This window comes from Blastococcus haudaquaticus, assembly GCF_900230285.1.
Lineage (GTDB): Bacteria > Actinomycetota > Actinomycetes > Mycobacteriales > Geodermatophilaceae > Blastococcus_B > Blastococcus_B haudaquaticus.
The window spans coordinates 116,790-134,614 of sequence record NZ_OCNK01000002.1; the positions used below are offsets into that span (position 1 = coordinate 116,790).

The 17,825-nt window shown below is 72.3% G+C and carries 21 protein-coding genes; 6 read left to right on the plus strand and 15 right to left on the minus strand.

Annotated elements, in window-relative coordinates:
- Positions 1-6 precede the first annotated feature (6 nt).
- On the minus strand, positions 7-984 hold the full coding sequence (locus CRP30_RS07165) for a helix-turn-helix transcriptional regulator (protein ID WP_097183289.1): 978 nt from the start codon (positions 982-984) through the stop codon (positions 7-9).
- Complete coding sequence (locus CRP30_RS07170; protein WP_097183290.1) at positions 981-1,970, minus strand: helix-turn-helix transcriptional regulator; 990 nt, start codon at positions 1,968-1,970, stop codon at positions 981-983. Before CRP30_RS07170 ends, CRP30_RS07165 begins: the two co-directional genes overlap by 4 nt.
- Before the next feature lie 69 nt (positions 1,971-2,039).
- On the opposite strand from CRP30_RS07170, the gene CRP30_RS07175 reads away from it, so the two are divergent.
- Both CRP30_RS07175 and CRP30_RS07180 read left to right on the plus strand, forming a co-directional pair.
- Positions 2,040-3,155 (plus strand): DUF3866 family protein, encoded by a 1,116-nt coding sequence (locus tag CRP30_RS07175; RefSeq protein ID WP_097183291.1) that lies wholly within the window; start codon positions 2,040-2,042, stop codon positions 3,153-3,155.
- Entirely contained in the window at positions 3,152-3,445 is a 294-nt protein-coding gene (locus CRP30_RS07180; protein ID WP_097183292.1) for a putative quinol monooxygenase, read from the plus strand. The genes CRP30_RS07175 and CRP30_RS07180 overlap by 4 nt, the downstream gene beginning before the upstream one ends.
- 4 nt (positions 3,446-3,449) lie before the next feature.
- Here CRP30_RS07180 and pafA read toward each other — a convergent pair whose 3' ends face one another.
- The 7 genes from pafA to dop form a co-directional block, all read right to left on the minus strand.
- A complete protein-coding gene (gene pafA, locus CRP30_RS07185) occupies positions 3,450-4,808 on the minus strand; it encodes a Pup--protein ligase (RefSeq protein ID WP_097183293.1) in 1,359 nt (452 codons plus the stop codon).
- Positions 4,809-4,890: 82 nt separating this feature from the next.
- Entirely contained in the window at positions 4,891-5,211 is a 321-nt protein-coding gene (locus CRP30_RS07190; protein ID WP_235003246.1) for a hypothetical protein, read from the minus strand.
- Positions 5,212-5,245: 34 nt separating this feature from the next.
- Positions 5,246-6,112 (minus strand): proteasome subunit alpha, encoded by an 867-nt coding sequence (gene prcA, locus CRP30_RS07195; protein ID WP_097183295.1) that lies wholly within the window; start codon positions 6,110-6,112, stop codon positions 5,246-5,248.
- A gap of 5 nt (positions 6,113-6,117) precedes the next feature.
- Complete coding sequence (gene prcB / locus CRP30_RS07200) at positions 6,118-6,975, minus strand: proteasome subunit beta (protein WP_200814597.1); 858 nt, start codon at positions 6,973-6,975, stop codon at positions 6,118-6,120.
- Positions 6,972-7,736, minus strand: coding sequence for an endonuclease VII domain-containing protein (locus CRP30_RS23205; RefSeq protein WP_097183296.1), 765 nt, complete (start codon positions 7,734-7,736; stop codon positions 6,972-6,974). The genes prcB and CRP30_RS23205 overlap by 4 nt, the downstream gene beginning before the upstream one ends.
- Positions 7,737-7,760: 24 nt before the next feature.
- On the minus strand, positions 7,761-7,970 hold the full coding sequence (locus tag CRP30_RS07210; protein ID WP_097183297.1) for a ubiquitin-like protein Pup: 210 nt from the start codon (positions 7,968-7,970) through the stop codon (positions 7,761-7,763).
- Positions 7,971-8,057: 87 nt separating this feature from the next.
- Entirely contained in the window at positions 8,058-9,563 is a 1,506-nt protein-coding gene (gene dop / locus CRP30_RS07215) for a depupylase/deamidase Dop (RefSeq protein ID WP_097183298.1), read from the minus strand.
- Positions 9,564-9,730: 167 nt separating this feature from the next.
- Here dop and CRP30_RS22960 point away from each other — a divergent pair, with 167 nt between their 5' ends.
- On the plus strand, positions 9,731-10,180 hold the full coding sequence (locus CRP30_RS22960; protein WP_097183299.1) for a hypothetical protein: 450 nt from the start codon (positions 9,731-9,733) through the stop codon (positions 10,178-10,180).
- Entirely contained in the window at positions 10,177-10,491 is a 315-nt protein-coding gene (locus CRP30_RS22965; protein ID WP_097183300.1) for a winged helix-turn-helix domain-containing protein, read from the plus strand. The genes CRP30_RS22960 and CRP30_RS22965 overlap by 4 nt, the downstream gene beginning before the upstream one ends.
- Positions 10,492-10,557: 66 nt before the next feature.
- Here CRP30_RS22965 and arc read toward each other — a convergent pair whose 3' ends face one another.
- Positions 10,558-12,336 carry a proteasome ATPase gene (gene arc / locus CRP30_RS07230; protein WP_097183301.1) on the minus strand — a complete coding sequence of 593 codons (1,779 nt, stop codon included), beginning with the start codon at positions 12,334-12,336 and terminating at the stop codon, positions 10,558-10,560.
- Between the two features lie 118 nt (positions 12,337-12,454).
- Entirely contained in the window at positions 12,455-13,354 is a 900-nt protein-coding gene (locus tag CRP30_RS07235; RefSeq protein WP_304528895.1) for a tRNA (adenine-N1)-methyltransferase, read from the minus strand.
- 95 nt (positions 13,355-13,449) lie between these two features.
- Between CRP30_RS07235 and CRP30_RS07240 the strand changes: the two genes are divergently transcribed.
- The gene (locus CRP30_RS07240; protein WP_097183302.1) at positions 13,450-14,406 is read left to right on the plus strand and encodes a RecB family exonuclease; all 957 of its coding nucleotides are present in this window, start codon (positions 13,450-13,452) and stop codon (positions 14,404-14,406) included.
- A gap of 3 nt (positions 14,407-14,409) precedes the next feature.
- On the opposite strand, the gene CRP30_RS07245 is transcribed toward CRP30_RS07240, so the two are convergent.
- The gene (locus tag CRP30_RS07245) at positions 14,410-15,165 is read right to left on the minus strand and encodes an isocitrate lyase/PEP mutase family protein (RefSeq protein WP_200814599.1); all 756 of its coding nucleotides are present in this window, start codon (positions 15,163-15,165) and stop codon (positions 14,410-14,412) included.
- A gap of 17 nt (positions 15,166-15,182) precedes the next feature.
- Positions 15,183-15,758 carry a hypothetical protein gene (locus CRP30_RS07250; protein WP_200814600.1) on the minus strand — a complete coding sequence of 192 codons (576 nt, stop codon included), beginning with the start codon at positions 15,756-15,758 and terminating at the stop codon, positions 15,183-15,185.
- A gap of 70 nt (positions 15,759-15,828) precedes the next feature.
- On the opposite strand from CRP30_RS07250, the gene CRP30_RS07255 reads away from it, so the two are divergent.
- The gene (locus tag CRP30_RS07255) at positions 15,829-16,521 is read left to right on the plus strand and encodes an ArsR/SmtB family transcription factor (RefSeq protein ID WP_235003247.1); all 693 of its coding nucleotides are present in this window, start codon (positions 15,829-15,831) and stop codon (positions 16,519-16,521) included.
- Between the two features lie 7 nt (positions 16,522-16,528).
- Here the strand turns inward: CRP30_RS07255 and CRP30_RS07260 are convergent, their stop codons facing one another.
- Both CRP30_RS07260 and CRP30_RS07265 read right to left on the minus strand, forming a co-directional pair.
- Positions 16,529-17,005 (minus strand): mycothiol transferase, encoded by a 477-nt coding sequence (locus CRP30_RS07260; RefSeq protein ID WP_097183305.1) that lies wholly within the window; start codon positions 17,003-17,005, stop codon positions 16,529-16,531.
- A 77-nt stretch (positions 17,006-17,082) separates the two neighbouring features.
- Positions 17,083-17,817: an HAD family hydrolase gene (locus tag CRP30_RS07265; RefSeq protein ID WP_097183306.1), complete on the minus strand. Its 735-nt coding sequence runs from the start codon at positions 17,815-17,817 to the stop codon at positions 17,083-17,085.
- Between the last annotated feature and the right edge of the window lie 8 nt (positions 17,818-17,825).

The following is a 17,825-nucleotide window of genomic DNA, read 5'->3' on the forward strand; positions in this document are numbered from 1 at the left end:
CCGACCCTAGCCGGTGGGTGCGGCGCCGTACCGCGCCAGCGCTGCCCGGGCGTCGGCGACCACCTGCGCGGCGAGCTCGGCCGGCTCGTCCACCTGCGCCTCGCCGCCCAGCGAGGCGACCAGCCGCCGGGCCCACGCCAGGTCCTGCGTCCGCACCGTCACCGCCAGACCGCCCGGCGGGTCGTCGACGGGCTCCACGGTGTCCACCGGGTAGTAGTCGGCCACCCAGCGGGCGCTGCGGGAGAGCCGGAGGCGCACGGCCGGCGACTCGGGGTCCGGCTGGTAGACGCCGTTGTCGACGTCCCGCTCGTGCGCCTGCGGCGGGGGTGCCGCGCGCTCGTCGAGGACCACGACGTCGTCCACCCGGTCGAGCCGGAACAGGCGCACCCCCTCCGCCCGGCGGCACCAGGCCTCCAGGTACCACTTGCCGTCGACGAGCAGCAGCCGCATCGGGTCCACCGTGCGCTCGGTCCGCTCGTCCCGCGTCGGCACGTAGTAGTGCAGGTGCAGCGCGCGCTTGCGCTCCAGGCCGTCCCGGACGACGGCGAGGGCCTCCTCCCGGGCGTCGACGCTGACCGCCACCGGCGTGACCCGGTCGGCTGCGTGCCCGGCGACGGCCGAGACCTTGGCCAGGGCGCGGCCCACCGCGTCGCGCTCGGCGAGGCCCGGCAGCTCCAGCAGCGTCTTCAGGGCCACGAGCAGGGCGACCGCCTCGTCCGTGGACAACCGGAGCGGGCGGACCATCCCGGCCGGGAAGGTCACCCGCACCCGGTCGCCCTCGAAGGAGAGGTCGATGAGGTCACCCGGCCCGTAGCCCGGCAGACCGCACATCCAGAGCAGTTCCAGGTCGCTGCGCAGCTGCCGCTCGGGCACACCGAAGTCGCGGGCGGCCTCGGCCACGGCCACGCCGTCCTCGCGCGCGGTCAGGTACGGGATCAGGGCCAGCAGCCGTGTCATGCGGTCGGTCGTGCCGGTGACACTCATGCGGACTCCCCCATCGTGGCGAGCCGGGTCAGCCGGGCGATCACGGCGTCGCGCATCTCCGGCGGGGCCTCCACCAGGATGCCGGCGCCGTAGGCCGCCAGCTGGTCGGCGAGACCGGAGGGCTCGGTCGTCCGCAGCTGGAGGCGGTCCTCGGTGCCGCCACGGCCGTCGTCGGCCGTCCCCAGCGGCGTGGCGTGCCGGCGCAGGCCGATGGCCGTCCCCGGGCGGGCGCGGACGACGACGAGCTGCTCGTCGCCGGTCACCTGACCGGCGACGACCTCGGCGAGGTCGAGCCCCTCGGGCGGCTCGAAGGCGGCGGGAGGACCCACCGCCTTCGGCGTGCCGACGACCCGGGAGAGCCGGAAGACGCGGGGCGCGGCCCGGTCGAGGTCCTGACCGACGAGGTACCACCGGCCGTGCCAGGCCACCACGCCCCAGGGCTGCACGCGGCGCGCGGCCGGGGTGTCCTCGTCGGGGCGCTGGTAGCCGAACTCCAGCCGACGGCGGTCGCGGGCCGCCGCGTACACGGGTTCGAAAGCCGGCTCACCGGCGTCCAGACGTGGCTGCAGCGGGATCGTGCGCGAGCTGTCGACGTCGATGCCGGCGGCCTTGAGCTTCACCAGGGCGCTGTGCGCCGGCCCGGCGAGCTGCGCGGACTCCCAGAGCCGCAGCGCCAGGCCGACCGCCGCGGCCTCCTCCCCCGTCAGCCGGATCTCGGGCAGCTCGTAGTCCGCCCGGGCGATCCGGTAGCCGTCCTCGGTGTCGAAGGCGCTGGTGCGGCCGGTCTCCAGCGGGACGCCCATCTCCCGGAGCTCGGCCTTGTCGCGCTCGAACATCCGCTTGAAGGCCTCGTCGGCCCGTTCCGAGCCGTCGTCGGCCTCGTAACCGGGGACGATCGCGCGGATCCGGGCGGCCGTCACGTACTGCCGCGTGCTGAGCAGGGCGATGACCAGGTTCACCAGTCGTTCTGCCCGCTTGGCCGCCATGCCGCTCAGGCTAGTCAGCCGCCGCGGCTCCGGTGCGCCGGTGTCGGCCGCGCTGGCTAGCCTCCTGGCATGCCCTTCTCCTCGGCCCCTCCCCTGCCCTCGCGCATCCGCTGGCGCCGGGGGCGGGTCACGGAGACCGGTCGCCGGGGCCGCGACTCCGTCCAGCTCACCGTCGACGTCCCCGACGAGGGCCGGCTGCCGGCGCTCGCCTACCCGTCACTGGTCGGCATCCCGCAGGTCGGCGACGAGGTGCTGCTGAACACCACGGCGCTCGCGCAGGGCCTCGGTACCGGCGGGGTCGCCCTGGTCGTCGCCGTCCCCGACCGGCTGCCGCCGGACCCGGAGGGGCCCGGCCACCTGGTGAAGGCCCGGTACACGCCGCTGCAGGTCACGGTGAGCGGCGTCGACGAGCAGGGCACCGAGCACCACGGCCTGATGACCGAGGCCGACGACCTCGGCGGCATGCCGGTCGTCGTCGCCGACCTCCACTCGGCCCTGCCGGCGATCCTCATCGGGATGCTCGCCACCGACCCCGACCTGAAGGTCGCCTACGTGATGACCGACGGCGGGGCACTCCCGGCGGCGTTCTCCCGGACGCTGGACGCCCTGTCGAAGTCCTTCGTCGGCGTGATCACGGTCGGGCAGGCGTTCGGCGGTGACCTGGAAGCCGTCACGGTCCACACGGGGCTGCTGGCGGCGCGGCACGTGCTGGGCGCTGATCTGGCGATCGTCACCCAGGGGCCCGGCAATCTCGGCACCGGGACGCCCTGGGGCTTCTCGGGAGTGGCCGCCGGCGAGGCCTGCAACGCGGTGACGGTGCTGGGCGGGGCGGCGATCGGTGCGCTGCGGATCTCGGACGCGGACGAGCGGACGCGGCACCGTGGCGTCTCCCACCACTCGCTGACGGCGTTCGGCCGGGTCGCGCTGGGCGGAGTCACCCTGGTCGCCCCTCGAGGCCTCACCTCGGAGCTCGGCGGACAGGTCGACCAGGACCTCGCCGGTCAGCCCGCGCGCAATCCCGTCGTCTGGGTGGACACCGACGGGCTGGACGACGCGCTCGTCCTCTCCCCCGTGCCGCTGCGCACCATGGGCCGGGGTTACCCCGAGGAGCGCGCGTACTTCCTGGCCGCCGCGGCGGCGGGCCGGTTCGCGGCCCTCCAGGTGCCGGTGCCCGAAGCGTCGTGATCGTCGTCGCGGGCGAGCTCCGGGTGGCGTCCGTCGACCGGGATCGCTACCTGGCCGCCGTTGCGGAGGTGACCGCGCAGGCGCGACAGGCGCCGGGCTGCCTCGACTTCGTGCAGGCGGCCGACCCGCTCGATCCGGAGCGCATCGTCGTCCTCGAGCGCTGGGAGTCCGACGAGGACCTCCAGCGCTTCCGCAGCTCCGGTGACCCGGACGACGCCGGACCGGACCTCCCGGAGATCGTCTCCGCCGACGTCCGCAAGTACCGGATCTCCGCCGTCGAGGAGCCCTGACGCCTCACATCGAGGCGATGAGCTTCTCCACCCGGTCGTCGACGGCCTTGAACGGGTCCTTGCACAGCACGGTGCGCTGGGCCTGGTCGTTGAGCTTGAGGTGGACCCAGTCGACGGTGAAGTCCCGGCGCTTCTCCTGGGCCTTGCGGATGAACTCGCCGCGCAGCCGGGCCCGCGTCGTCTGCGGCGGCACGTTCTTCGCCTCGAAGATGCGCGGCTCGTGCGCCACGCGCTCGACCTGACCGGCCCGCTCGAGCAGGTAGTACAGGCCCCGGCGCCGGCTGATGTCGTGGTAGGCGAGGTCCATCTGCGCGATCCGCGGCGAGCTGAGGGGCAGGTCGCGCTTGGCGCGGTAGCGCTCCAGCAGGCTGAACTTGATCGCCCAGTCGATCTCGCGGTCGATGAGGGAGAGGTCCTCGGAGTCGACGGCCTTGAGCACCCGTCCCCACAACTCCAGCATCTGCCGGTGCACCGGGCTGCAGCCCTCGCGGTCGACGAACTCCATGGCCCGGGAGTGGTACTCGGACTGGATCTCGAGCGCCGACATCTCCTTGCCGTTGGCCAGGCGGACCTTGCGTCGTCCGGTCATGTCGTGGCTGATCTCGCGGATGGCCCGGATCGGGTTCTCCAGCGTCATGTCCTTGATCGGGGTGCCCGCCTCGATCATCCGCAGCACCAGGTCGGTCATGGTGACCTTGAGCAGCGTCGTCGTCTCGCTCATGTTCGAGTCGCCGACGATGACGTGCAGCCGCCGGTAGCGCTCCGCGTCGGCGTGCGGCTCGTCGCGCGTGTTGATGATCGGCCGGGAGCGCGTGGTGGCGCTGGAGACGCCCTCCCAGATGTGCTCGGCGCGCTGGCTGACGCAGTAGATGGCCCCGCGCGGGGTCTGCAGGACCTTGCCGGCGCCCACCACGATCTGGCGGGAGACGAGGAACGGGATCAGGACGTCGGCCAGGCGGCTGAACTCGCCGTGCCGCCCGACGAGGTAGTTCTCGTGGCAGCCGTAGCTGTTGCCCGCGGAGTCGGTGTTGTTCTTGAACAGGTAGATGTCGCCGGTGACGCCCTCCTCGGCGAGGCGCTGCTCGGCGTCGACGAGCAGCCCCTCGAGGATCCGCTCGCCGGCCTTGTCGTGGACGACCAGCTCGGTGAGGTCGTCGCACTCGGCGGTGGCGTACTCCGGGTGGCTGCCGACGTCGAGGTACAGCCGGGAGCCGTTGCGGAGGAAGACGTTGGAGCTGCGGCCCCAGGAGACCACCCGCCGGAACAGGTAGCGGGCGACCTCGTCCGGCGACAGCCGGCGCTGGCCCTTGAAGGTGCACGTGACGCCGTACTCGGTCTCGATCCCGAAGATCCGTCGGTCCACGATCCGAGACTAGGCGCCGGGAGCGACAGAAGGCGCGTCGCGGGCCACATCGCCGGTCACGAGCCGGTGAAGCCTGTCCCCGTCAGGAGTCTTTGGCGTCCAGCCGCTGCAGGAGTTCGTCGAACGCCTTCTCGATCGCATCGTGGTCGTTCTGGGCCGCGCGCTGCTTGCCGTGGATGAGGGCCGCCCGGTTGACCTTGGCGAAGTCGCCGTAGGGGAACTTGTAGCGGCCCTTCGTCTCCTCCGACGCGTCCGGGTCGACAGCCAGGTGCCACGCCCCGTAGCCCTCGTAGCCGTGCTCCTCGATCTCGGCGTTCCCCTCGTCGGCCGACGGCGCGGCGTCGGACCACTCGGTCTCGACGTCGACCTTCCCGTCGTCGATGAGCTGGCGTGCTTGCTTCACGGCGTCCTGGTTGACGCGGTAGGACGGCACGAGGTCAGCCCTCGTCGTCGCGGTGCGTGCCGCCGTGCTCGGCGCCGCCGGCGGTGTCCGGGTTGGCCGGGTCCCCCAGGCCGGCCGGGGTGCCCGGCTCCGGGACGCTCGGCGCGTGCGGGTGCGGCGGCGCGTCCTCGGTGACGTCGGGCGTCGGCTCGTCGCCGAGCAGCCGGCGCAGGGCGGATCCGGTGACACGCCGGAAGGCGCGCTTGGGACGGCGACGGTCGAGGACCGCGACCTCCAGCTGGGCGCCGGTCAGGCGGGTGGGGCCGCCGTTGGTGGCGCCGGCCGTGACGGGGCTGACCGCCGACAGCGCGCGGACGCCGACCTCGAGGGCGTCGGAGAGCCCCATGCCCTCGTGGAAGTGCTCGCGCAGGTTGCCGGTGACGGCCTCGGCCTGGCCACCCATGACGACGAACTTGGGCTCGTCGACGATGGAGCCGTCGAAGGTGAGCCGGTACAGCTGGTCGTTCTCGGGGCGGTCGCCGACCTCGGCGACGCAGAGCTCGACCTCGAACGGCTTGGTCTGCTGGGTGAAGATCTCGCCGAGGGTCTGGGCGTAGGCGTTGGCGATGACCCGGCCGGTGACGTCGCGGCGGTTGTAGGAGTAGCCGCGGACGTCGGCCAGGCGGACGCCGGCCACCCGGAGGCTCTCGAACTCGCTGTAGCGGCCGACGGCGGCGAAGCCGATGCGGTCGTAGAGCTCGCCGACCTTGTGCAGGGTGGAGCTGGGGTTCTCGGCGATGAACAGGACGCCGTCGGCGTAGGTGAGGACGGCGACGCTGCGGCCGCGGGAGATGCCCTTGCGGGCGTACTCCGAGCGGTCCCGCATGAGCTGCTCGGGAGAGGCGTAGTACGGCATGGTCATGGTGCTCAGGCCTCCCGGTCCATGTTCTGGCGGTCGGCGGCCGCGCGCTCGGTGACGATGGTGTCGGCGACGGCGGCGATCTCCGCCTCGGTGAGGCGGACGGCACCCTCGGCGTCGACGCGGTAGACGATCGGGTAGAGCCGGCGCACCGGGTCCGGGCCACCGGTGGCCGAGTCGTCGTCGGCGGCGTCGTAGAGGGCCTCCACGACCGTGCGGGTGGCGGCGTCGGCGGGCAGGCCGCTGCGCCAGGTCTTCTTGAGGCTGTTCTTGGCGAAGAGGGAGCCGGATCCGACGGCCGCGTACCCGCGCTCCTCGTAGTTCCCGCCGGTGACGTCGTAGCTGAAGATCCGGCCGGGCGGGGTGCCCGCCGCGGCGTCGAGGTCGAAGCCGGCGAACAGCGGGACGACGGCGAGGCCCTGCATGGCGGCGCCGAGATTGCCGCGGATCATCTGGGCGAGGCGGTTCGCCTTGCCGTCGAGGGACATCGTGAGCCCCTCGATCTTCTCGTAGTGCTCGAGCTCGACCTGGTACAGCTTCACCATCTCGATGGCGATGCCCGCGGCGCCGGCGATGCCGATCGCGCTGTACGAGTCGGCCGGGTAGACCTTCTCGATGTCCCGGCTGGAGATCAGGTTGCCCATGGTGGCGCGACGGTCGCCGCCCATGAGGACGCCGCCCTCGTAGGTGACGGCGACGATCGTCGTGCCGTGCGGCGCGATGTCTCCCACGGGAAGCGTCGGCACGGGACGGCGGCCCGGCAGGAGATCAGGCGCCGCGGTGGCGAGGAAGTCGGTGAACGACGAGCCCACCCGGTCCAGGTAGGCGGGCGGGAACCCGCTCCGACCGATCGACTGCTCGCTCACCCATCCGCCTCTCCCGCCTGCGTCTGCCGGCGTGCACCGCTGCTCCGCCCGGTGCTCCGCGTGCTCGTGCCGGGGGCTCCTGGGCGTCGTTGCGACCCTACCGGCGGCTCCCCCGGCCGGACGGGTCGGACCGGGCCGAGGCCGGCAGCGGCTGCGAGAGCGATCACGCGCTGACTCAGGGTGTGGAACCGGACGTACTCGGCCGCGGCGCGCAACACGTCCGGATCGTCCTTGAACTGCCCCAGCCCGCCGTTGCAGTTGAAGCACAGCAGGGCTCGGACTGCACCCGTCGCGTGGTCATGATCGACATGCACCGCCGGGGCGGCCCGACAGATCGCGCATAGTCCGCCTTGATTGCGGAGCATGTGATCGGCCTCCGCGGCCGTGATTCCATAACGACGGGTCAGGTGGTACGTACGAGAACCGCCGACCTTGTCCTTCGCGCGCTTTCCTCTCGCGTTGTGACAAGGCTTGCAATAGGAGCCGAAGCCGGTGGCCGACGCGACGGTTCGGACGAAGTCGTCGACCGGCAGGACGCGATCGCAGTCACCGCACCACTTGTGTCCGTCGGGGACAGCGACCTCTTCCGCCGGACGCCGTTGCACACGCGGGCGAGTCCGCCGGGCCTCGCGGCTGCGAAGGGCGCGCTCGGCCAGGTGCTCACGACAGTAGAAGGCGAGGCCGTCCCTCGTCCTAGCATTCCGCGAGAAGTGCGCTAGGGGGCGATAGTCGTCACAGTCCTTGCAATACTTGAGAGCCATTGTGCCGATTTTGCACGAGATTATTCACTGGCCCCCCTTTTGTACATATTGCCTCACGAATTCCTCGCTATTCTCCTCCAATACCTCGTCAATTTCGTCGAGGAGAGAATCGACGTCTTCCGTCATTTCCTTGTGACGTTCGGCGACCTCGGTGTCGACCGAGGCCTCGACCTCGTCGGTCTCCTCGCGCGAACGCGTCGCCTTCTGCTGTCCGCCGGTGTCCCTGGTGGCCATGGCTTGCCCTCCGGTTCTACGGAACTACTGCTGCCTGAAAGCTACCCGCCGCCGGTGACATCCACGGTCAGTCGGACGGGCTGGAGGTCACGATCCGGTGATGGTGTCGACAAGCTCCTGCGCCGTCGACGTCGACTCGAACAGGGCTCCCACGTGCTCCCGGGTGCCCCGCAGCGGCTCCATCGTCGGGATGCGCACGAGGTTCTCCCGGCCCAGGTCGAAGACCACCGAGTCCCACGACGCCGCGGCCACCTGGGCCGGGTAGCGCCGCAGGCACTCACCGCGGAAGAACGCGCGGGTGTCCACCGGCGGGTTGACCATCGCCCGGGTCACCTCGTCGTCGTTGAGCAGCCGCTGCATCGACCCGCGCGCCACCAGACGGTTGTAGAGCCCCTTGTCCGGCCGGATGTCGGAGTACTGCAGGTCGACCAGGTGCAGCCGCGAGTCCCCCCACGAGAGCCCGTCACGCGTGCGGTAGCCCTCGAGCAGCCGGAGCTTCGCCGGCCAGTCCAGCCGGTCCGCGCAGCGCATCGGGTCGATCGACAGGTCCTCGAGCACCTCGGCCCAGCGCCGCAGCACGTCGGCGGTCTGCTCGTCGGACTCCCCCTGGGTGGCCACGAACTTCTCGGCCTGCTCCAGGTAGATCCGCTGGAGGTCGAGGGCCGTCATCCGCCGGCCGTCGCGCAGTCGCACCAGGTGGGTGAGCGTCGGGTCGTGGCTGATCGCCTGGAGCGCCTCGACCGGCTCCTCGAGGGCGAGGTCCCCCGGCAGTGCCCGCGCCTCGACCATCGCCAGGACCAGCGACGTCGTCCCGACCTTGAGATAGGTCGACAGCTCCGCCAGGTTCGCGTCGCCGATGATCACGTGCAGCCGGCGGTACTTGTCCGCGTCGGCGTGCGGCTCGTCGCGGGTGTTGATGATCGGCCGCTTGAGCGTCGTCTCCAGGCCCACCTCGACCTCGAAGAAGTCCGCCCGCGAGGACAGCTGGAAGCCCTGCGTCCGGCCTTCTGTGCCGATCCCCACCCGTCCGGCTCCGGCGAACACCTGCCGCGTGACGAAGAACGGCACGAGACCACGGATGATGTCGATGAACGGCGTCCTGCGGTCCATCAGGTAGTTCTCGTGCGCCCCGTAGGAGGCGCCCTTGCCGTCGGTGTTGTTCTTGTACAGCTGGATCGTCGGCTGGCCGGGGATGCGGGCGGCGCGGCGGGCCGCCTCGGCCATCACCTGCTCCCCCGCCTTGTCCCAGAGGACGATGTCGCGCGGGTTGGTGACCTCCGGCGTCGAGTACTCCGGATGCGCGTGGTCGACGTACAGCCGGGCCCCGTTGGTCAGGATGACGTTGGCCATCCCGGTGTCCTCGTCGAGGTCGTTGTGGTCCAGCGCCTGCGCCGGCGAGAGGTCGAAGCCACGGGCGTCGCGCAGCGGCGACTCCTCCTCGAAGTCCCAGCGCGGACGGCGCGGCGTCGGGGCCTCGGCCACCGACCAGGCGTTCACCACCTGGCTGGACAGCGTCGTCGGGTTCGCCGTCGGCTGCCCCGGCACCGAGATGCCGTACTCGACCTCGGTGCCCATGACCCGCCGCACGCTCATGACCCAACCCTAGGCGGCGCCCGGACGGCGGGCCGATCCGCCGGGGCGACTGTGCCGGGCTCCCTCGCGTGCCGGTTCCTTCGCCACCGGATGTCGTGCCGTCATGTACTTGCCAGGCTGGCAACTACTTGCTGTACTGGTCGGGCCCTCGTCGAACAGGAGATCCCATGAGCACCGAGCACCCGCTGCTGACCCCCGAGCAGGCACGCGAGCAGCTCGCCGCCGTCGGTGGCCGGTCGCTGCACCTCGCCCGCGACCGGAGGATCCACGCGACAGGGACCGCGGTCTTCGGGCTGACCGCCGCCGTGCACATGACGACCCAGAACGTGGTGACGGGGGCGGCTCAGGTGGTGCTCTCCTGCGTCGTGCTGGCGATCTTCGTCGCCGAGGCCGTCGTGGTGGAGCGCGCCGCCCGCACCGTGCCCCTCCGGGCCCGCTTCTGGTCCCGCACGGGGATCGGCGCATCGTTCGTCCTGGCGCTCGGGGTCGTGCTGCCCTGGCTCAATCTCCAGGCCCAGACCAGCCCCAACACCGTGCCGATGGTGCTCGGGGGCGCAGTCCTCGTCGCCGCCCCCAGCCTGCTCGCGGCCGTCGTCATCGCACGGCGACGCACGTGACCGCGACCGCAGGCCGCCACGCCCGTCACCAGCTGGACGCCGTCATCCACTCGCCGGTGCGGTTCAGCATCGTCGCGGCCCTCGCCGGGGTCGACGAGGCCGAGTTCGGTCACGTCCGGGACATCATCGAGATCTCCGACTCGGCGCTGTCCAAGCAGGCGACGCAGCTCGAGGCAGCGGGCTACGTGCGGATGCGGAAGGGCTACGTGGGCAAGCGCCCGCGCACCTGGCTCTCCCTCACCGCGGACGGCCGGCAGGCTTATGCCCGGCACATGCAGGCGCTGCGGGCCATCGCCGGGGACGCCACGTAGCGCCCGCCGGGCGCGGGAAGGCACCCGGCCCCACCGGGACCGGGTTCCTCCGCCGCGACGACGTCGCTACAGGTACTGGCCGGTGTTCGTCGCCGTGTCGATCGCGCGGCCGGACTCGTTGCCCTTGCCGCTGATGAGCGTGCGGATGTACACGATCCGCTCGCCCTTCTTGCCCGAGATCCGCGCCCAGTCGTCGGGGTTGGTCGTGTTGGGCAGGTCCTCGTTCTCCTTGAACTCGTCGAGGCAGGCGGCCGTCAGGTGGCTCACCCGCAGACCGGACGTGCCGGTCTCCAGGTGCTCCTTGATCGCCATCTTCTTCGCCCGGTCGACGATGTTCTGCAGCATGGCGCCGGAGTTGAAATCCTTGAAGTACAGGACCTCCTTGTCACCGTTGGCGTAGGTGACCTCGAGGAAGCGGTTCTCCTCGCTCTCGGTGTACATGCGCTCGACGGTGCGCTGGATCATCCCGGCGATCGTCGCCTCACGGCTGCCGCCGTGCTCGGCGAGGTCGTCCGGGCTGATCGGCAGCGTCGTCGTCAGGTACTTGCTGAAGATGTCGCGCGCGGCCTCCGCGTCCGGACGCTCGATCTTGATCTTCACGTCCAGCCGGCCGGGCCGGAGGATCGCCGGGTCGATCATGTCCTCGCGGTTGGAGGCACCGATGACGATGACGTTCTCCAGGCCCTCGACGCCGTCGATCTCGCTCAGCAGCTGCGGCACGATCGTCGACTCGACGTCGGAGGACACCCCCGATCCACGGGTGCGGAAGATCGAGTCCATCTCGTCGAAGAACACGATGACCGGCGTGCCCTCGCTGGCCTTCTCCCGCGCCCGCTGGAAGACCAGGCGGATGTGCCGCTCGGTCTCGCCGACGTACTTGTTCAGCAGCTCCGGGCCCTTGATGTTGAGGAAGTAGGACTTCCCCTGGCTCGTGTCGCCGTCGCCGCGGATCGCCGCGACCTTCTTGGCCAGCGAGTTCGCGACCGCCTTCGCGATCAGCGTCTTGCCGCACCCGGGCGGCCCGTACAGCAGGATGCCCTTGGGCGGGCGCAGCTCGTAGGTGCGGAACAGGTCGGCGTGCAGGAACGGCAGTTCCACGGCGTCGCGGATCTGCTCGATCTGCCGCGACAGGCCACCGATGTCGCTGTAGTCGATGTCGGGGACCTCTTCGAGGACGAGCTCCTCGACCTCGCTCTTCGGGATCCGCTCGTAGACGTAGCCCGACCGCGACTCCAGCAGCAGCGAGTCGCCGACGCGCAGCGGCTGGCCGGTCAGCGAGTCGGCGAGGAAGACCACGCGCTCCTCGTCGGTGTGCCCGATGACCAGCGCGCGCGGCGTCACGCCGTCGACGGGCTCGAGCAGCTCCTTGAGCATGACGACGTCGCCGGCGCGCTCGAAGTCGCGCGCCTCGACGACGTTCATCGCCTCGTTGAGCATGACCTCCTGGCCGGTGCGCAGGCTCTCGACCTCGACGTTCGGCGAGACCGACACCCTGAGCTTGCGCCCACCCGTGAACACGTCGACGGTGCCGTCGTCGAAGCGGGTGAGGAAGACCCCGTAGCCCGACGGCGGCTGGCCGAGCCGGTCGACCTCTTCCTTGAGGGAGACCAGCTGCTCGCGGGCGTCACGCAGGGTGCCCGCCAGCTTGTCGTTGCGCTCGGACAGGAACGCCGCACGCCCCTCGGCCTCGGCGATCCGCTCCTCCAGCAGGCGCACCTGCCGCGGGCTGTCGGCCACCTTCCGGCGGAGGAGGCCGATCTCTTCCTCGAGGTAGGAGATCTGGCTGAGCAGTGCCGCGACGTCTCGTTCACGCCGCGCTCGAATCTCGTCGGGACCCAGACTCATCGCGCACCTCCACACACTCCGAGGGAGTTCAAGACGCAAATCTATACACGCGACCGGACACTTCGCCGTGGGCTCGCGGGAGGCCGTGACCGGCCTGTCACACGAACCCGTGCGGGGCTCAGTGCTTCTGCGCGCGACGCTGCCGGATCGGCGCGACGGTCCCCTCCGCCAGCCTGCGGCAGGTGACAAGGAACGCGGTGTGCGCGACCATGCGGTGCTCCGGGCGGACGGCGAGGCCCACGGCGTGCCAGGGCCGCAGGAGCGACTCCCAGGCGTGCGGCTCGGTCCAGACGCCCTGGGCCCGCAGCGCCTCGACGTAGGTGGACAGCTGGGTCGTGGTGGCCACGTACCCGACCAGGACGCCGCCGGGCCGCAGCGCCGCGGCGACCGTCGGCAGGACGGCCCACGGCTCCAGCATGTCCAGGACGACGCGGTCGACGACCTCCTCGGCCGGGTGGTCGGCGAGGTCGCCCAGCCGCAGCGACCAGTTGTCCGGCACCTCGCCGAAGAACGCCCCGACGTTGCCGCGCGCGACGTCGGCGAAGTCCTCGCGGCGCTCGTAGCTGGTGAGCGACCCCGAGGACCCGACCGCGCGCAGCAGCGAGCAGCTGAGCGCCCCGGACCCCGCGCCGGCCTCGAGCACCCGCATGCCGGGGCCGACGTCACCGAAGCCGACGATCTGCGCGGCGTCCTTGGGATAGATCACCTGGGCGCCGCGGGGCATCGAGAGCACGAAGTCGGCCAGCAGCGGCCGGAGCGCGAGGTAGCCGGTGTTCGCGGTGGACATGACCACCGAGCCCTCGGGAGCCCCGATGAGGTGGTCGTGCTCGATCGCGCCCCGGTGGGTGTGGAACTGCTTGCCCGGCTCGAGGACGACGGTGTGCAGCCGGCCCTTCGGATCCGTCAGCTGCACCCGGTCGCCGGCGACGAACGCGCCCAGCACTGGCTCGCGGGGCGTCCCGTCGACCGCCTCCGGCGCGGAAAGGGCGGCGTCGGTCGGCTCCTGCTGGGTGTCCACGTACGACGAGGGTACGGACGGGAGAACTGTGACCCTGCCCCCTGGTGCGGCGCGGGGACTCGGAACTGTCGGAGGCGCGACCTAGCCTCGGGTGCATGACGGCGATCCTGCACACGGAACCGGCTGCCGAGGTCACTGCTGACGAGGTCTCCGCGGAGACGGTCGACGACGCCGCGACCGCCCCCCGCCGCCCGTCGCTGTCCCCGAGCCGCGCGGCCGACTTCAAGACGTGCCCGCTGCTCTACCGCTTCCGCACCATCGACCGGCTGCCCGAGCGCAAGAGCCTCGCCGCCGTCCGGGGCACCCTCGTGCACTCGGTGCTCGAGCGGCTCTACGACCTCCCGCCGGCCGGCCGCACGGTCGAGGCGGCGCAGGAGCTGATCGAGCCGGCCTGGGCCGACCTCCGCGACGAGCCGGGCATCGCCGATCTCTTCCAGGTCGCCCAGGACGACGGCGCCGAGACCGATCCGAACGCGCCCGAGTCCGTGGAGGCGTGGCTGGCGTCGGCCGGGAAGCTGGTCGAGAAGTACTTCGCCCTGGAGGACCCGACCCGCATCCAGCCGGAGGGGCGCGAGCAGCTGGTCGAGGTGACCCTGCCCGACGGCCTGCTGCTGCGCGGATACGTCGACCGCGTCGACGTGGCGCCCAACGGCGCCCTGCGGGTCGTGGACTACAAGACCGGCTCCATGCCTCGCGAGGCATTCGAGGCCAAGGCGCTGTTCCAGATGAAGTTCTACGCGCTGGTCCTCTGGCGCACCCGCGGTGTCGTGGCCGCCCAGCTGAAGCTCATCTACCTGGGCGACGGCGACACGCTCACCTACGCGCCCGACGAGGCCGAGCTGGTCCGCTTCGAGCGCACGTTGCTGGCCATCTGGGCGGCGATCGAGCGGGCGGTGTCCACCGGCGACTTCCGCCCGAACAAGACCCGGCTCTGCGGGTGGTGCGACCACCAGGCGGTCTGCCCCGAGTGGGGTGGCACTCCCCCGCCGTTCCCGGCCGAGGCCGCTGCCGCCGCGGGCTGGCAGACGCTGCCGATCGTCGAGCGCGACTGACCGTCAGCCGAGGGTGGCAGTACGGGCGTCCACGTCGCGGTAGGCGGTGGCACTCGGGGCCGGCCGGCCGGCCCGCAACCGGCGGACGACGCCGACCGCCTCGTCGAGGGCGGCACGGAACAGCAGCGAACCGGTGCTGATCCGGCGCACGCCGAGCTCGGCCAGACGCGGCACGGTGTGCTGCGGCGTCGCGAGGACGTTGACCGGCACCGGGAGGGCACCGGTCAGCTCGCGGACCTGGGCCTCGGTGAGCGGGCCGGGGACGAACACGCCGTCGGCGCCGGCGTCCACGTAGCGCAGCGCGCGACCGACCGTCGCCTCCGCCGAGGCGCGTTCGCCGAGCCAGAACGTGTCCACCCGCGCGTTGACGAAGACGTCCGGGCACCGCTCCTTGACCGCTGCCACCTTGGCGGCATGGGCAGCGGGGGCCACCAGCTTCCCGGCGGAGCTGTCCTCCAGGTTGAGGCCGGCGACCGGCAGCGCCGCGACCAGGTCGGCGACCTGCCCCGGGTCGTCGGAGAAGCCGTCCTCCAGGTCGACGGTCACCGGGACGGGAAGGCCGGCGAGCCGGTGCGCCAGGTCGATCGTCAGCGAGCGGACGGCCCGAGTGGCGTCCGCCCGTCCGGCGGCGGCGGCGATCCCCAGGCTGGTGGTGCCCACCGCGGGGGCTCCGTCGGCCACGAACGCCAGCGCCGACGCGACGTCCCAGGCGTTCGGCAGCAGCAACGGACCGGGGCCGGCGTGGAGGTCGCGGAACACCCGAGCGTGAGCGGGCGTCATCGGGTCACTGCCCGGGTCAGGTCCCTGGCGATCGCCTCGCCCGGGCAGGCATGGCGCCCCCGGCCGAACGGGGCGTCGGACAGGTCGACCTCGACGAGGGCACCGTCCGGACCCACCCTGCGGGTGGTCGGTACCGGTGGCGCCGTCGATCCTCGACGGAGGTTGCTGACCAGGGCCGCCGTCGCGGCGTGCGCCTGGACGAGGACGCAGATCCGGGCCGCGGTCATCTCGTCCCGCGACCCGCAGACGGCGACCAGACGGTCGACAGCGGCGTCGGCCGCCGCCGACTGCGGCAGGTGCGGCTGGTAGGCACCGGCCGCGAGGGCGACGTCCCGGGCGCACTCCGGTGGCAGGCCCATCGCCGCCACCAGCGCTGCGGTCGGGTCCGCCGAGGGCTCCAGCGCCAGGCCGCTCAGGATCTGCTCGACGAGGGCGCGTCGGCGGGCATGGTCCTCGCCGTCGCTGAATCGCGCCACGTGCCCGCGCAACCAGGCGAGCCCGGTCGGGCCGGCCACCACCGGGGGCATCCGGTAGCGCTCGTCGTCGAGGACGGCGGAGGAGAGGAGTTCCACCGGCCGAGCGTGGCGCACGGACCGTTCGGCCGGCACCGAACAGTCAGCGACCTGCGGCAGGATGCCGGACGTGCCCGTGACCGCCGAGTCGATCAGTGCCTTCGCCGGTGTGCTCGCCGACCGCAGCCGGACCGCCATGTGTCTCGCGCTGCTCGACGGTCGCGCCTGGACCGCCGGGGAACTGGCCCGGACGGCGGAGGTCGCCCGATCGACCGCGAGCGAGCACATCAGCGCCCTGCTGGCGGCGGGTGTGGTCACCGACGAGCGCCAGGGACGGCACCGCTACGTGCGGCTGGCCGGCCCGGAGGTCGCCGAGGTGATCGAGACCCTCGGCTCCGTCGTAGGTGTACCGGTGCGGCCCACGTCCCTGCGGACGGCGCGGGCCACGGGTCGGCTGGCGGCGGCGCGCACCTGTTACGACCACCTGGCCGGCGCATGGGGCGTCGCCGTCTTCGAGGGCCTGACCCGCGCGGGGCTCCTCCGCACCGTCGACGGCGTCGTGCTCACCCCGGCCGGGCGGGCCTGGTTCGCCGAGGTGTGCGCCGAGCCGGAGGTGTCGGCCCCGGGACGGCGGCCGGCCGTCCGGGCCTGCCTGGACTGGACGGAGCGACGGAGCCATCTCGGCGGCGCAGCGGGCGCGGCCCTGCTGCGGAGAGGTCTCGAGGACGGATGGTTCCTCCGGGATGCGGCGGTGCCGCGAGCGCTGACCATCACTCCGCACGGTCGGCGCACGCTGGCTGACCTCCTCGGCGTCGCCGTCTGACGCCCGGTCATCCCACGGTGCCGTCCAGCAGCTCGCGGGTCGCGTCGGCGTGGCCGGCGTGCCGGGCGGTCTCCTCGATGAGGTGCAGCAGCACCCAGCGGAGGTCGCGGCCGCTGCCGTCCGTGGTCCTCCGGTCGAGCGGGAGCCTGCGCACCAGCTCCTCGGTGGCCCGGGCACGCTCCCGGTAGGCGGCGACGGCGTCGGCCACGAAGAGCTCCGGACCGGGCCGGAACTCCGCTTCGCTGCGCGACGTCGCAAGCCCGAGCATCATGCCGTCCATCCACCGCCACTCGACGCAGGTCAGGTGGTTGACGATCCCCAGCAGCGGGATGAGGGCACCGTCCGGCGTCCACCGGGACTGCTGCTCGTCGAGATCGGCCACCTTGCGCACGATCGACGTCCGCAGGTGGTCCAGCCACGCCAGCAGCAGGTCCCGCTCGTCGGTCGTGGGCGCGGGCTCCGGGAGCTCGGGGAGTTCAGGCACGGCCGAAGGCTAGAGGCGTGCCGGGGACACCCGGCGCCGGATCGTTCCCAGCCGGACGCGGACGGGAGCGGGCGTGGTCAGGCGGGACGCCGGCCGAGCCGCGCCGCCGCGAGGACCTGCTCCAGCTCGGCGACGCCCACCCCCAGCAATCCCTCGCGCAGGACGAGGCCCGGGGCCGGCGCCACCTCCTGGAGGGCGGGCACACCGAGGACGGCGGCGCCGGCGGCCAGTCCGGAGGCGATGCCGGCCACGGAGTCCTCGATCACCACCGACTCCGCCGGGTCCACGCCGAGCTCCGCCATGGCCTGCAGGTAGGGCGCCGGGTCCGGCTTGCGGGCGGGCACCTCGTCGCCGCAGATGGTCAGGTCGAACGGGTCGGCGCCGAGGTCCGCACGGATCGAGCCGAGCACGATCTCGGCCAGGCGCCGCGGTGTCGTCGTCACCAGGGCCGTTGCCGGCCCCGCGGCCCGCACGGCGACCAGCAGGTCCCGCGCGCCCGGCTGCCAGGAGATGCCGGCGCCCATCAACTGCGCCGTGCGGTCCTCCACCCACCGCGCGTCGGCCTGCAACTGGTCCTCGGTGCGCGTCACGCCGAGGTCGGCGTGCAGCACCTGCATCGAGCGCCGCATGGTGGAGCCGACCGTCTGTGCGCGGGCCTCGGCCGACATGCGGCCGCCGAGCCGATCCGCGAGCTCGAACATCGCCTCGCCCCAGTACTCCTCGGTCTCCACGAGGGTGCCGTCCATGTCGAAGAGCACCGCCCGCAGCGTGGTGGGAGGAGCCGTCGCGGTGTCCGGGAGTCGCTGAGCCATCGCCGCCC